Annotated in this window: 16 protein-coding genes; 13 read left to right on the top strand and 3 right to left on the bottom strand. The window is 63.3% G+C overall.

Annotated features, from left to right (window positions below):
- The 5 genes from rpmD to map all read left to right on the top strand — a co-directional run bounded on the left by rpmD (position 1) and on the right by map (position 3,698).
- On the top strand, positions 1 to 207 hold the full coding sequence (rpmD, locus tag WHH00_RS05100) for a 50S ribosomal protein L30 (protein ID WP_066277852.1): 207 nt from the start codon (positions 1 to 3) through the stop codon (positions 205 to 207).
- Positions 208 to 696, top strand: coding sequence for a 50S ribosomal protein L15 (gene rplO, locus WHH00_RS05105; RefSeq protein ID WP_231454772.1), 489 nt, complete (start codon positions 208 to 210; stop codon positions 694 to 696).
- Between the two features lie 216 nt (positions 697 to 912).
- On the top strand, positions 913 to 2,223 hold the full coding sequence (gene secY, locus WHH00_RS05110) for a preprotein translocase subunit SecY (RefSeq protein WP_350002067.1): 1,311 nt from the start codon (positions 913 to 915) through the stop codon (positions 2,221 to 2,223).
- Positions 2,224 to 2,228: 5 nt separating this feature from the next.
- Positions 2,229 to 2,798 (top strand): adenylate kinase, encoded by a 570-nt coding sequence (locus WHH00_RS05115; RefSeq protein ID WP_231454770.1) that lies wholly within the window; start codon positions 2,229 to 2,231, stop codon positions 2,796 to 2,798.
- A 72-nt stretch (positions 2,799 to 2,870) separates the two neighbouring features.
- The gene (gene map / locus WHH00_RS05120; RefSeq protein WP_406637070.1) at positions 2,871 to 3,698 is read left to right on the top strand and encodes a type I methionyl aminopeptidase; all 828 of its coding nucleotides are present in this window, start codon (positions 2,871 to 2,873) and stop codon (positions 3,696 to 3,698) included.
- Between the two features lie 117 nt (positions 3,699 to 3,815).
- Here the strand turns inward: map and WHH00_RS05125 are convergent, their stop codons facing one another.
- From WHH00_RS05125 to WHH00_RS05135, 3 genes are all read right to left on the bottom strand, one after another.
- Positions 3,816 to 5,159 carry an ABC transporter substrate-binding protein gene (locus tag WHH00_RS05125; RefSeq protein ID WP_406637072.1) on the bottom strand — a complete coding sequence of 448 codons (1,344 nt, stop codon included), beginning with the start codon at positions 5,157 to 5,159 and terminating at the stop codon, positions 3,816 to 3,818.
- Positions 5,160 to 5,232: 73 nt separating this feature from the next.
- Entirely contained in the window at positions 5,233 to 6,153 is a 921-nt protein-coding gene (locus WHH00_RS05130; RefSeq protein ID WP_406637074.1) for a carbohydrate ABC transporter permease, read from the bottom strand.
- The gene (locus WHH00_RS05135; protein ID WP_406637076.1) at positions 6,150 to 7,106 is read right to left on the bottom strand and encodes a carbohydrate ABC transporter permease; all 957 of its coding nucleotides are present in this window, start codon (positions 7,104 to 7,106) and stop codon (positions 6,150 to 6,152) included. Before WHH00_RS05135 ends, WHH00_RS05130 begins: the two co-directional genes overlap by 4 nt.
- 239 nt (positions 7,107 to 7,345) lie before the next feature.
- On the opposite strand from WHH00_RS05135, the gene WHH00_RS05140 reads away from it, so the two are divergent.
- The 8 genes from WHH00_RS05140 to WHH00_RS05175 all read left to right on the top strand — a co-directional run bounded on the left by WHH00_RS05140 (position 7,346) and on the right by WHH00_RS05175 (position 12,715).
- Positions 7,346 to 8,398, top strand: a complete 1,053-nt coding sequence (locus WHH00_RS05140) for a P1 family peptidase (RefSeq protein ID WP_406637078.1) — start codon at positions 7,346 to 7,348, stop codon at positions 8,396 to 8,398.
- Between the two features lie 170 nt (positions 8,399 to 8,568).
- Positions 8,569 to 8,790, top strand: a complete 222-nt coding sequence (gene infA, locus WHH00_RS05145) for a translation initiation factor IF-1 (protein ID WP_009358723.1) — start codon at positions 8,569 to 8,571, stop codon at positions 8,788 to 8,790.
- A 70-nt stretch (positions 8,791 to 8,860) separates the two neighbouring features.
- Complete coding sequence (rpmJ, locus tag WHH00_RS05150) at positions 8,861 to 8,974, top strand: 50S ribosomal protein L36 (RefSeq protein WP_009358722.1); 114 nt, start codon at positions 8,861 to 8,863, stop codon at positions 8,972 to 8,974.
- A gap of 174 nt (positions 8,975 to 9,148) precedes the next feature.
- On the top strand, positions 9,149 to 9,523 hold the full coding sequence (gene rpsM / locus WHH00_RS05155; protein ID WP_003803743.1) for a 30S ribosomal protein S13: 375 nt from the start codon (positions 9,149 to 9,151) through the stop codon (positions 9,521 to 9,523).
- A gap of 54 nt (positions 9,524 to 9,577) precedes the next feature.
- Positions 9,578 to 9,979: a 30S ribosomal protein S11 gene (gene rpsK, locus WHH00_RS05160; protein WP_018760435.1), complete on the top strand. Its 402-nt coding sequence runs from the start codon at positions 9,578 to 9,580 to the stop codon at positions 9,977 to 9,979.
- A gap of 131 nt (positions 9,980 to 10,110) precedes the next feature.
- Complete coding sequence (locus WHH00_RS05165) at positions 10,111 to 11,121, top strand: DNA-directed RNA polymerase subunit alpha (protein ID WP_013601812.1); 1,011 nt, start codon at positions 10,111 to 10,113, stop codon at positions 11,119 to 11,121.
- Positions 11,122 to 11,192: 71 nt separating this feature from the next.
- Positions 11,193 to 11,789, top strand: a complete 597-nt coding sequence (gene rplQ, locus WHH00_RS05170) for a 50S ribosomal protein L17 (RefSeq protein ID WP_231454765.1) — start codon at positions 11,193 to 11,195, stop codon at positions 11,787 to 11,789.
- A gap of 32 nt (positions 11,790 to 11,821) precedes the next feature.
- Complete coding sequence (locus tag WHH00_RS05175; protein ID WP_406637083.1) at positions 11,822 to 12,715, top strand: tRNA pseudouridine synthase A; 894 nt, start codon at positions 11,822 to 11,824, stop codon at positions 12,713 to 12,715.
- The last annotated feature ends 21 nt before the right edge of the window (positions 12,716 to 12,736 follow it).

The raw sequence follows: 12,736 nt of genomic DNA on the forward strand, positions 1-12,736 counted from the left end.
ATGGCTAAGAACCTGGTTCCCTCCGACGCTCAGTTGGAGATCACTCAGATCAAGTCCGCCATTGGCGGCAAGCAGAACCAGCGCGACACCCTCCGGTCCCTCGGCCTGAAGCGTATCGGACAGACCGTTGTCCGCACCGCCGATGCCGTGACCGTTGGAATGCTCAACACGGTTCCGCACCTGGTAAAGGTAGAGGAGGCGAAGTAAATGGCAGAGAAGAACACTGCTGACAAGGCACAGGCTGCTGAGAAGCAGAACGCCCTGAAGGTTCACCACCTGCGTCCCGCCCCGGGTGCCAAGACCGCCAAGACCCGTGTTGGTCGTGGTGAAGCATCCAAGGGTAAGACCGCTGGACGTGGCACGAAGGGTACTGCAGCCCGCTACCAGATCAAGGCTGGCTTTGCCGGCGGCCAGCTGCCGCTGCACATGCGCCTGCCGAAGCTGCGCGGCTTCAAGAACCCGTTCCGGGTTGAGTTCCAGGTTGTAAACCTGGACAAGCTCAACGAGCTGTTCCCCGAAGGTGGCGCAGTCACCGTGGAGAACCTGGTCGAAAAGGGTGCCGTTCGCAAGAACCAGCCCGTCAAGGTGCTGGGCACCGGCGACATCACCGTCAAGGTAGACGTCACCGCCCACGCATTCTCGGCCAGCGCAGCGGAGAAGATTGCCGCAGCAGGCGGAAGCACCACCGCTCTCTAGAGCCGGTGGGCGCCAAGCCCGTTGTTGAACTCCCGGTCCTGGGGCTACCGCCCCGGGGCCGGGAGTTTTTTTCCATCCGCCCGGCGTTTTTTCGCCGCCATCCGGCGCAGCGGCGCCCTAGCGGATTGTTCGCAGGGCGCATACACCCGTTAGACTCGGTTGTTGGGATTCATAGATCCCCATCACACCACTCTTATTCACACCACAGGAGGACGCTTGCTTAGCGCATTTGGCCGGGCCTTTCGCACGCCTGATCTGCGACGCAAGTTGTTGTTCACGCTGGGAATCATCACCATCTTCCGCTTGGGTGCTTTCATTCCCTCGCCTGGTGTGAACTACCAGAATGTCCAGCAATGCTTGCAGAACGGTCAGACGGCAGAGGGGCTGTACCAGCTCGTTAACCTGTTCAGCGGCGGCGCGTTGCTCCAGGTGTCCATCTTCGCGCTGGGCATCATGCCGTACATCACGGCAAGCATCATCGTCCAGCTGCTCCGGGTGGTCATTCCCCGGTTCCAGCAGCTCTACGAAGAGGGTGCTTCGGGCCAGTCCAAACTGACCCAGTACACCCGGTACCTCACTATCGCGCTTGGCCTCCTCAACGCCACCACGTTGGTATCCCTCGCACGTTCGGGGCAGCTGCTTCCGGGCTGCAACCTGCCAATCATTCCTGACAGCAGCGTTATCACCACCATCCTGCTCATCATCACCCTGACGGCCGGCACCGGCCTGATCATGTGGATGGGCGAGCTCGTGACCGAGAAGGGCGTGGGCAACGGCATGTCCCTGCTCATCTTCACGTCCATCGCCGCGACGTTCCCCACGTCCCTGGGCGCCATCTGGAGCTCGCAGGGCCCCGGAACCTTCTTCATTGTCCTCGCGGTCGGCCTGCTGACAGTGGCACTGGTTGTCTTTGTTGAGCAGTCGCAGCGCAGGGTCCCGGTGCAGTACGCCAAGCGGATGATTGGCCGCCGCACCGTGGGCGGCACCAGCACCTACATCCCTATCAAGGTGAACATGGCCGGTGTTATCCCGGTGATCTTCGCTTCCTCCATGCTCTATCTGCCGGGCCTGATTGCCCAGTTCAACCAGCCCGCGCAGGGCGAGCAGCTCCAGCCGTGGGTCGAATGGATCAACAACAACCTGGTCCGCGGCGACCAGCCGATCTATATGGTGCTGTACTTTGCCATGATCGTGTTCTTTACCTACTTCTATGTCGCGATCACCTTCAACCCTGAAGAGGTCTCGGACAACATGAAGAAGTACGGCGGCTTCATCCCGGGTATCCGCGCGGGTAAGCCGACCGCTGACTATCTGCAGTACGTGCTCTCCAGGATCACCCTGCCCGGAGCGCTGTACCTGGGCTTCGTGGCGCTGATCCCGCTGGTGGCACTGGTACTGATCAACGCAAACCAGAACTTCCCGTTCGGTGGCACCTCGATCCTGATCATGGTGGGCGTTGGCCTGGAGACCGTCAAGCAGATTGATGCGCAGCTACAACAACGTCACTACGAAGGGCTTTTGCGATGACGAGAATGCTGATTATTGGACCTCCCGGTTCCGGAAAAGGAACGCAGGCGGAGCGGATTTCAGAGCGCCTCGGCGTTGTGGCCATCTCCACCGGCGACATCTTCCGCGCGAACGTGAAGGGCGAGACGCCGCTTGGCATTGAAGCCAAGAAGTACATGGACAACGGCGACTTTGTCCCTGACAGCGTCACCAACAAGATGGTGCGGGACAGGCTCAGCGAGTCCGACGTCGAAAGCGGCTTCCTGCTGGACGGCTACCCCCGCACCACCGCCCAGGTGGACTACCTGGACGAGATCCTCGCCAAGGGTGAGGAAAAGCTCGACGTCGTCCTGCAGCTGACTGCCGACGATGAGGAACTGGTCCACCGCCTCCTGGGCCGGGCCAAGGAAACGGGCCGGAGCGACGACAACGAAGCCGTCATCCGTCACCGCCTTGACCTCTACCACGAGCAGACCGAAGCCGTGGTGGCGAAGTATGCCGAGCGCGGCATCCTGACCCAGGTGGACGGCATCGGCGGCATCGACGAAGTCACCGACCGCGTCATGCAGGCCATCAAGGCGGCACAGGCAGCCTGATCCAGGCGAAGGTATTCCGAGGCTCCTCCCGGCAACCGGGAGGAGCCTCAGCCATTTGAAAGAAGGAACACCATGGCCTTTGGCCAGCCCCGCATCGAATACAAGACCAACGCCCAGATGCGCACCATGCACGAGGCAGGCCTGGTCCTGAGCCGTGCACTGGACGCAGCCGTCGCCGCAGCAGTGCCGGGTGCCACCACCAAGCACCTCGACGACGTCTTCGCCGCTGTCCTGAACGAAGCGGGCGCAAAGTCCAACTTCCTTGGCTACCACGGGTTTCCGGCCACGATCTGCACCTCGGTCAACGAGGAAGTAGTCCACGGCATCCCGGGCAGCCGGGTCCTCAATGACGGGGACATCATCTCGATCGACGGCGGCGCGATCGTTAACGGCTGGCACTCCGACTCGGCCAGGACCGTCATCGTGGGCACGGCTGACCCGGAGGACCAGCGCCTCTCGGACGTGACCCGGGCAGCAATGTGGCACGGCATTGCCGCGCTTGCCACCGGAAAGCACGTCGGCGATATCGGGGCCGCGATCGACGATTACGTCTCGTCCGTTCCCGGCAAACCGCTGGGAATCCTCGAGGACTATGTGGGCCACGGCATCGGTTCGGAAATGCACATGGCCCCCGACGTGCTGAACTACCGCACCACGCACCGCGGCCCGAAGATCAAACCCGGGCTGTGCCTGGCGATCGAGCCCATGCTGGTGCGCGGCGGTATTGAAACCGCGGTCCTGGAGGACGACTGGACAGTTGTCACCACGGACGGCAAGCGGTCCTGCCAGTGGGAGCACTCCGTGGCGGTCCATGAGAAGGGCATCTGGGTGCTGTCAGCGCCCGACGGCGGTGCGGAGCACCTTGTCCCGCTCGGCGTCACCCCGGTGCCCATCCCGTAGGCCAAAGCCAGCAGGGCGGCAGGCTTACGGGCCCACAGGCCCAGCAGCCTAAACAGAAGCGCCAGGTGCCGTTGTGATCCCACAACGACACCTGGCGCTTCTTGCGTACGGGGAAAGCTAGCCGAGCTTGGGCTTGACGTCCTTCTCGTAGATGCCTTCCAGCGTTTTCTTCAGGCTGGCCATGGTGGCCTTCACGTCCGCCTGCTGGGTGAGGATGGCAGCGGCCGCCTTGGCCAGTTCCTGGTCGGCGCCCGGGAGGAACACCCGGGCATTGTCCTGGACCCGGGTGACAGCCAGCTGGTCCACGGCGGTCTGGATCTGCGGCGTCTGGGCCAGGACCGCCTTCATGTCTGCCGACTCTCGGGTGGGCATGTAGCCGGTGGCCGCCGAGAAGGCTGCGCTGTTTTCCGGTTCGGTCATGAACTTCAGGAAAGTGCCGGCAGCCAGCTGCTCTTCCTTGCTGATGCCGCTCGGGATGCCCAGGCCCGCGCCGCCGGTGGGGCAGACGTTGGTCTCGGCTTTCGGTCCGCCGGGAAGGAAGCCCACGCCCACATTGAACGGCGCGGACTTCAGCACGCCAAGGAGGGACCCGGTGGAGGAGATCGTGGACGAGGTCAGACCGGCGGAGAAGTCGTCTGCAGCTTCCTTGGAGGAGACGCCGGCCCAGCCGTTCTTGTAGATGGAGTCCTGGGCCCACTGCAGCGCTTCGACCGCTTCGGGCGAATCGCAGGTGATTTCCCATTCCTTGGACCAGGAGCCGCCCCAGCCCCACAGGTTGTTCTGCAGCGTCCAGCCCGCGTATCCGGCCAACGCCGGATAGATGTAGGCGTACTGCGCTCCTGAGCTGGCCTTCAGCTTCGGTGCCCACTCACCAAATTCCTGCCAGGTTTTGGGTGCCCGGTCCGGCAGGCCGGCGGCCTGGAAGTGGTCCTTGTTGTAGTAGAACAGGGGAGTTGAGCGGCCGTAGGGGAGAGCCCACTGCTTGTCGTTGTACTTGTAGTCGTTCACGAGTGACTGCCGGAAATCGTCCAGCTTGATGTCCAGCTGCTTGACGAGGGCGTCCACCGGGATGATGCTGCCGTTGGTGAAGTAGCGGAACCACCACACATCGGAGAGCACCACGACGCCCGGGAGGCCGGATTTGGCCGCCTGCGAGGTCTGGAACTTCTGCGCGATTTCCTCGTAGTTCGCTCCGGCCGTGACCAGGTTGACCCGGATGTCCGGGTATTTGGCATGGAACTTCTCAATAATGGCCTTTTCGACGTCCTGCGACTTGCCGGGGTGGTTGGACCAGAAGTCGATTTTCGCGGCCGGCTTCACTCCGTTGAAGTCGAGTTCGGCGGCTTCGCTGGCCACGGGGGTGCCGCTGGTGGACGGGCCGCCGCAGGCTGCCAGGGCAGCGGCGGACGCCGTGACCCCGGCGAGTCCCAGGAAGTGCCTCCGATCGAGGTGCTGTGTCATTGCAGGTCCTTTCGTTGGGTGCCACATTGAGGAGTTGGGTGCTTCTTCTGTGATGGACGACGACGGCACGGGCTTACCCGGTGACGCTGCCCTGGGTGAGCCCGGCGACGATGTAACGCTGGAGGGCTGCGAAGACGATGAGGATGGGGACGATCACCAGGACGGCCCCGGCCATGAGGATGCCCCATCCGGAGGCGTTGCTCTCTGAGTTCTGGAGCAGCGTGAGGCCCACCGGCAGGGTCATGGTGTCCGGACGGTCTGTGATGATCAGCGGCCAGATGTACTCGTTCCATTCGCTGACGATGGTCACCAGCGCCACCGTGGCGATGGAGGGAACAGAGATGGGCACCACGATGCGCCACAGACGGCGCCAGTGGCCTGCCCCATCGATTTCAGCCGACTCGAGGATGGAGTTGGGCAGGGTGAGGAAGTGCTGCCGGAGGAGGAAGGTTCCGAAGGCGGTCCCGAGGCCCGGCAGGATGATGCCCCACAGGGTGTTCTTCCCGCCCATTCCCGATATCAGGATGTAGTTGGGCAGGATGGACACCTGGGGCGGCACCATCAGCGCAACGAGGATGAGCATGAAAATGGCGTTCTTGAACGGGAAGCGCACGAACACCAGGGCGTAGGCCGTGAGGATGGCCAGGACCACCTTGACGCTGGCGCCCGCCGCCGTGACGATGGCGCTGTTGAGGAAGAACTGGCCGAACGGCACGGTGGTCATGGCGATCTGGTAGTTCTGCAGGTTGAGGCCTTCAGGCAGGATCTCAAGATCCATGGTGATGATTTCACCGGGCTGCTTGAACGAGCTGAGCACCATCCACAGCAGCGGCAGGAAAACCACCAGGGTGGCCAGGATCAGTGGGACGTACCCGCCCAGGACGGCCTGCACCAGGTTCTGCCGGGAGAAGGGCCGGTCCCGTGGAATCACGGGGTCCGCGGCCTGCGTGGGCGGGGCTGTGGGGTCCGGGTTCACCGGTGACAGGGAGCTCACGAGTAGTGCACCTTCCGTTCCACGAAGCGCAGTTGGAACACGGTGATTACCAGGAGGATCGCAAACAGGATCACCGAGATGGCCGCGGAATAGCCGGCCCGGTTGAAGGCGCCGAAAGCCTGGAGATAGGCCTCGTAGATCAGGGTGCTGGTGCCGGTTCCCAGCGGCGTCATGATCCGGATGAGGTCAAAGGCCTGCAGCGAACTGAGCAAGCTGGTGATCAACAGGAAGAACGTGGTGGGGGACAGGAGCGGCAGCGACATGGTGATGAAGCGCCGGAACCCGTTGGCGCCGTCCAGCGAGGCTGCCTCCATGACGTCCTGCGGCAGGGACTGCAGCCCTGCCAGGTACACCACCGCGCAGTACCCCAGGTTTTTCCAGACGTAGACCAGGATGACCATGACCAGGGAAAGCTGGGGATCATTGATCCACTGCGGGCTCTGTTGGCCGATGCCCCGGAGCAGCCAGGCGAGCACGCCGTAGCCGGGATCGAAAATGAAGAGCCACACCAGGCCCACGCCGACGCCGGACAGGACGTAGGGAGCGAACACCGCGGAGCGGGCGAATGTGGTTCCCCGGACCTTCGCGTTCAGCGCCAGGGCGATGAGCAGTCCGAGGATCATGGATCCGCCCACGGTCACCACCGTGAAGATTGCCGTGGTGCCCAGGACTTTGGAGGCGTCGTCGCTGGTGAAGAAGGTGACGTAGTTGTTGATGCCCACCACCGTGGCGGATGGTGACCCTAAGGTCCAGTCCAGCGTCGAGTAGTAGATGTTGCTGATCAGTGGCCGGTACGTGAAGACGGCGATCAGCACCAGGTTTGGCAAGGCGAGGGCGAGGAACACAAAGAAGTCACGCCGGGTTCTCTGCGTCCAGCGCCGGCGGCGTGGGGCGGCGGCCGGTCCGGGCTTGGTGGGCTTGGTGGACGGATGGGGTGCGAGTTGACGGGTCATGCGGTCTCTCACGGGATTCGTGCCTGCTCGTGGCCGGCCGTGGTTGGGGGAGTCTAGCCATCACTTCACCACAAAGTCAGCAGGCAGAAAGCCGCATGTGTCCTCGTCAAAAGACTGTTATCCGAGGCTTCGTTGCCCGTTAACGCTGTGTTGCCTGCAGTCTTGCACAAAGTTTGTTTGAAAGGCAGGGACCCGCCCGTATTCATCCGTTTGATGGCCAAAAGGGGAGAATGGGTGCCATGGGAGCAATCACTGACGTACCGGGCATGCGGGTGGGGCACCAGCAGAAGTCCGGCGACGGCTGGCTGACTGGCGTCACGGTGGTCCTGCCGCCGCCGGGCACCTGCGGGTCTGTGGATGTGCAGGGCGGCGGACCTGCCACCCATGAAACCGATGCCCTGGATCCCACCACGCTCGTCAGCACGGTGGACGCAGTTGTCCTTACCGGTGGGAGCGCCTACGGTTTGGCCTCGGCCGCCGGCGCGCAGCGGTGGTGCGAGGAGAATGGCCGCGGGTTCTCGGTGCCCGGGGGAGTAGTCCCTATCGTGCCGGCCGCCGCGATCTTCGACCTTGGCAGGGGCGGGGACTTCTCGGCACGTCCGACGGCGGACATGGGCTACGCTGCGGCGGCCGCCGCTGCGGCACAGGCAGAAGGGCACGACGTCGGACGCGGCAACGTGGGTGCCGGTACCGGGGCAGTCATGGCCCGGACGTACAAGGGCGGCGTGGGGACTGCCTCTGTGACGCTTGAGAGCGGCGTGGTGGTGGGTGCAATTGCTGTCGTCAACGCCCTTGGTCTGCCGGTGCTGGACGGCGGGCAGGAGCCGCGGCCCTCCGCGCGCTCGGTCGTTCCGCCCCACGAGCCCCCTAACCTCGCAAGCTCGGCCAGGGAACCCGGCTCGCGTGGGCCCACCTTAGACGCGCGCTTCCGGGTTCCCGATTCCCCTTTAGGGGGTGCCGGCTCGCCACCCCTTAACACAACCCTTGTTGTCGTGGCGACCAATGCCGTCCTGGATGTGGCCGAGTGCAAGCGGACTGCAGCTGCATCACATGCTGGTATTGCCCGGGCTTTGAATCCCAGCCACACCCTGGCTGATGGGGATACTGTTTTCTGCCTGTCTACCCAAGCCGTGGCACTGGACCGCAGCGACGAAGCTGCCCGGCAGCTCAGCCTCATCACCCTGCAAAGCGCGGCAGCCGACGTCGTACGTTTGGCCATCCTGGACGGCGTGGCCAGCGCGGAGGCCGTGAGCACTCCCGCCGGTGATTATGGTGTGTACGGCGCCCGGTAGGTTACCATTGCCGATTTAACTTTTCCGGCGAGACGGAGTAGTGTTGTTTGTTGGTTGTCTGGACTGCCACGCCCTTTTGGGTCTGGAGCCGGCAATCGATCCAACCAAACGTTCGTGGCCATGCCCGGTGCAATCCGGCGGGGCTGCGGCAACAACAGTTAGCGGAGGGTATGGCCAAGAAGGACGGGGTCATTGAGATCGAAGGCGTTGTGACCGAGGCGCTGCCTAACGCGATGTTTCGCGTTGAGCTCACCAACAAGCACATCGTTCTGGCACACATCTCTGGAAAGATGCGTCAGCACTACATCCGAATCCTCCCTGAGGACCGCGTAGTGGTGGAGCTGAGCCCGTACGACCTCACCCGTGGTCGTATCGTCTACCGCTACAAGTAAATTGCTGGGCGGCTCCAGTGCGAACTGGCTGCCGCTCCAGTTGACCAACTGTTACACGCAAAGGAATGCCATGAAGGTCAAGCCGAGCGTCAAGCAGATCTGCGAAAAGTGCAAAGTGATCCGCCGTAATGGCCGGGTCATGGTGATCTGCGAGAACCCGCGCCACAAGCAGCGCCAGGGCTAATTCCCTTCATCGGGAAATCCTGGGTTGCTAACCCACGCAAGTAAATAAAGGCAGCACAAGCTGATCTGGGACGTATGGAGCCCGGGCAGCTAACCCCCGGTCGGAGGCTGGGGCCGCACAGAACGTGCGGGTGTACTGCCTACGACCTCCGGTTTATCAAGGAGTACTGCCACTATGGCTCGTCTCGCTGGCGTAGACATTCCCCGCGAAAAGCGGCTGGAAATTGCGCTTACTTACATCTACGGCGTGGGCAAGACCCGTGCACACGAAACCCTGGCTGCCACTGGCATCAGCGCCGACGTTCGCGTCAAGGACCTGACTGATGCACAGCTGGTTGAGCTGCGTGACTACATTGAAGGCAACTACAAGGTTGAGGGTGACCTTCGCCGCGAAGTAGCAGCAGATATCCGCCGCAAGGTTGAAATCGGCAGCTACGAAGGCCTGCGCCACCGCAAGGGCCTGCCCGTACGCGGACAGCGTACGAAGACCAACGCCCGTACCCGCAAGGGCCCGAAGCGCACCGTCGCCGGCAAGAAGAAGGCCCGTTAAAATCCCCGCCGGGATTAACGGACTTTTCCCCAATAACTTTCTGTAGGAGAAATAATGCCCCCGAAGACTCGTGGCGCGGTTCGCAAGCCGCGTAAGAAGGACAAAAAGAATATCGCGCTTGGCCAGGCGCACATCAAGAGCACCTTTAACAACACCATCGTTTCCATCACGGATCCGAGCGGCGCTGTTATCTCTTGGGCTTCCTCAGGTGAGGTTGGCTTCAAGGGCTCGCGTAAGTCCACCCCGTTCGCAGCCCAGATGGCTGCCGAAGCTGCTGCCAAGCGTGCGCAGGAGCACGGCATGCGCAAGGTTGACGTTTTCGTCAAGGGACCGGGTTCCGGACGCGAGACCGCGATCCGTTCGCTGCAGGCCGCAGGCCTCGAGGTTGGCTCCATCCAGGACGTCACCCCCGCTGCGCACAACGGCTGCCGCCCGCCGAAGCGCCGCCGCGTCTAAGGCTGCCAACGCCGCATGAGCTTGCCCGGACCGCTGACGGTCCGGGCAAGCCCAGCGCGTTAAGTCTTCAGACCGAATTTCCACCACCTGTGTTGCGTCATATAGCGGATGCTCGCCGAAAGGAAACCTAAGTGCTCATTGCACAGCGCCCCACCCTCTCCGAAGAGGTAGTCTCCGAAAACCGTTCGCGTTTCATCATTGAACCGCTGGAACCGGGCTTCGGCTACACCCTCGGAAACTCCCTCCGCCGTACCCTGCTCTCCTCCATCCCCGGTGCTGCCGTAACCAGCATCCGGATCGATGGCGTGCTGCACGAGTTCACCACGGTTCCGGGTGTCAAGGAAGATGTCACTGAGATCATCCTGAACATCAAGAGCCTGTCGGTTTCCTCCGAGCACGATGAGCCGGTTGTTGCCTACCTGCGCAAGCAGGGCCCCGGAGTCGTCACCGCCGCGGACATCGCTCCGCCGGCCGGCGTCGAATTCCACAACCCGGATCTGCACATCGCCACGCTGAACTCGAAGGGAAAGTTCGAGCTCGAACTGACCATCGAGCGCGGCCGCGGCTACGTTTCGGCAGCTCAGAACAAGTCCGGCGACGCAGAGATCGGCCGTATCCCGGTCGACTCCATCTACTCGCCGGTGCTGAAGGTTACTTTCCGCGTGGAAGCAACCCGTGTTGAGCAGCGCACCGACTTCGACAAGCTGATTGTCGACGTCGAGACCAAGCAGGCCATCGCCCCGCGCGATGCCGTTGCTTCCGCAGGCACCACCCTGGTGGAGCTCTTCGGTCTGGCACGTGAGCTGAACACCGCAGCTGAAGGTATCGAGATCGGCCCGTCGCCCACCGACGCTGCCCTGGCAGCCGACATGGCACTGCCGATCGAGGATCTGGACCTCACGGTCCGTTCCTACAACTGCCTCAAGCGTGAGGGCATCCACACCGTGGGTGAACTCGTTGCCCGCTCCGAGGCTGACCTGATGGACATCCGCAACTTCGGTGCCAAGTCCATTGACGAGGTCAAGGCAAAGCTGGTTGAACTGGGCCTGTCCCTCAAGGACTCGCCTCCCGGTTTTGACCTCGCAGCACGCGCCGCAGCAATCGAAGAGGACGACGCCGCCTTCGGCGACGACGAACTCTAAACCAGACCTTGGCCGGCGGGCAGGCACCATGGTGTGCACAGCCCACGGCTTCCATTTGAGGAGAAACAATTATGCCTACCCCCACTAAGGGTCCGCGCCTCGGAGGCGGCCCGGCTCACGAGCGCCTCATGCTCGCGAACCTGGCAGCATCCCTGTTCGAGCACAAGCGGATCACCACCACGGTCACCAAGGCCAAGCGCCTGAAGCCGTACGCAGAGCGCCTGGTCACCTTCGCCAAGCGTGGCGACCTCGCTTCCCGCCGCCGGGTCCTCGGCCTGATCAGCAACAAGGGCGTCGTCCACGAGCTGTTCACCGACATCGCCCAGGCTGTGGAGAACCGCGACGGCGGCTACACCCGCATCACCAAGATCGGCAACCGCAAGGGCGACAACGCTCCCATGGCCGTCATCGAACTGGTGCTTGAGCCGGTTTCCGCCAAGCAGGCTGTTGTAGCCGAGGCTACCTCCGCTGCCAAGCGCGACGCCGACAAGAAGGAAGCCGCTGCTGCCCCGGTTGCAGAAGAGGCTCCTGAGGCTGAGGCCGCAGAGGCTCCCGCAGCTGACGAAGCTGCTGAGGCACCTGCCGCTGAAGAAGCTGCAACCGAAGAGGCCCCGGCCGCTGAGGAAGCACCCGAGGCTCCCGCAGCCGAGGAAAAGGACGCGAAGTAATTCGCTGATCTTCTTCGCATAGACTTGAGTCTATGAACGACCAAAAACCCGCGGCCCCCGTATTGGGGGGCGGCGGGTTTTTGCGTGTGCGGCTTGATGTGTCCTACGACGGCGGCCCCTTCAGCGGGTGGGCGCTGCAGCCGGGTCGCAGGACCGTCCAGGGCGTCCTCGAGGAAGCCCTGCACCTGCTGGTCCGCCGGCCTATCCGCGTGACGGTCGCCGGCCGCACCGACGCCGGGGTGCACGCCCGCGGGCAGGTGGTCCACCTGGACCTGACGGAAGCCGAGTGGCAGGAACTGCCGCGCGGGCACGAACTCGATCCCGCCGTCGCCATGCTGCGCCGCATCCGGGGCGCGCTGAGCCGGATCCTTGGTGACCTGACAGGCGCCGTGGAGGTGCACCGCATCTCGCTGGCGCCGGAGGGCTTCGACGCCCGCTTCTCAGCCCTCTGGCGGCGGTACAGCTACCGGATCGCGGATGGCCCCGCCCTGTGGGACCCGCTGGAACGCTACTTCACCCTGTGGCACAAGAACCCGCTGGATGTGGTGCTGCTGAATGAAGGCGCGTCCAAGCTGCTGGGGCTCCAGAACTTCCTGTCCTTCTGCAAACCCCGCGAAGGCGCCACCACGATCCGTGAGCTCCAGCGCTTCGAGTTCGCGCGGGGGGAGGACGGCGTCATTGTGGCCACGGTGCAGGCCGACGCGTTCTGCCACAACATGGTGCGGGCCCTGATCGGGTCTGCCCTGTACGTGGGTGAGGGCGTTGAGGAACCCGGCTGGCTGCATGAGCGGCTCCTGGCGAAGAAGCGGGACGCTAAATCGGTGCTGGCCGCGCCGCATCCCCTGGTGCTCGAAGAGGTTGCCTACCCCTCCGACGACGAGCTGCTGGCCCGGGCGGAGCTGACCAGGGCGCTGCGGGAACACTAGTCCCTATCGATTGCTCCGTAC

Origin of the sequence: Pseudarthrobacter quantipunctorum (assembly GCF_045291495.1) — a bacterium.
GTDB lineage: Bacteria > Actinomycetota > Actinomycetes > Actinomycetales > Micrococcaceae > Arthrobacter > Arthrobacter quantipunctorum.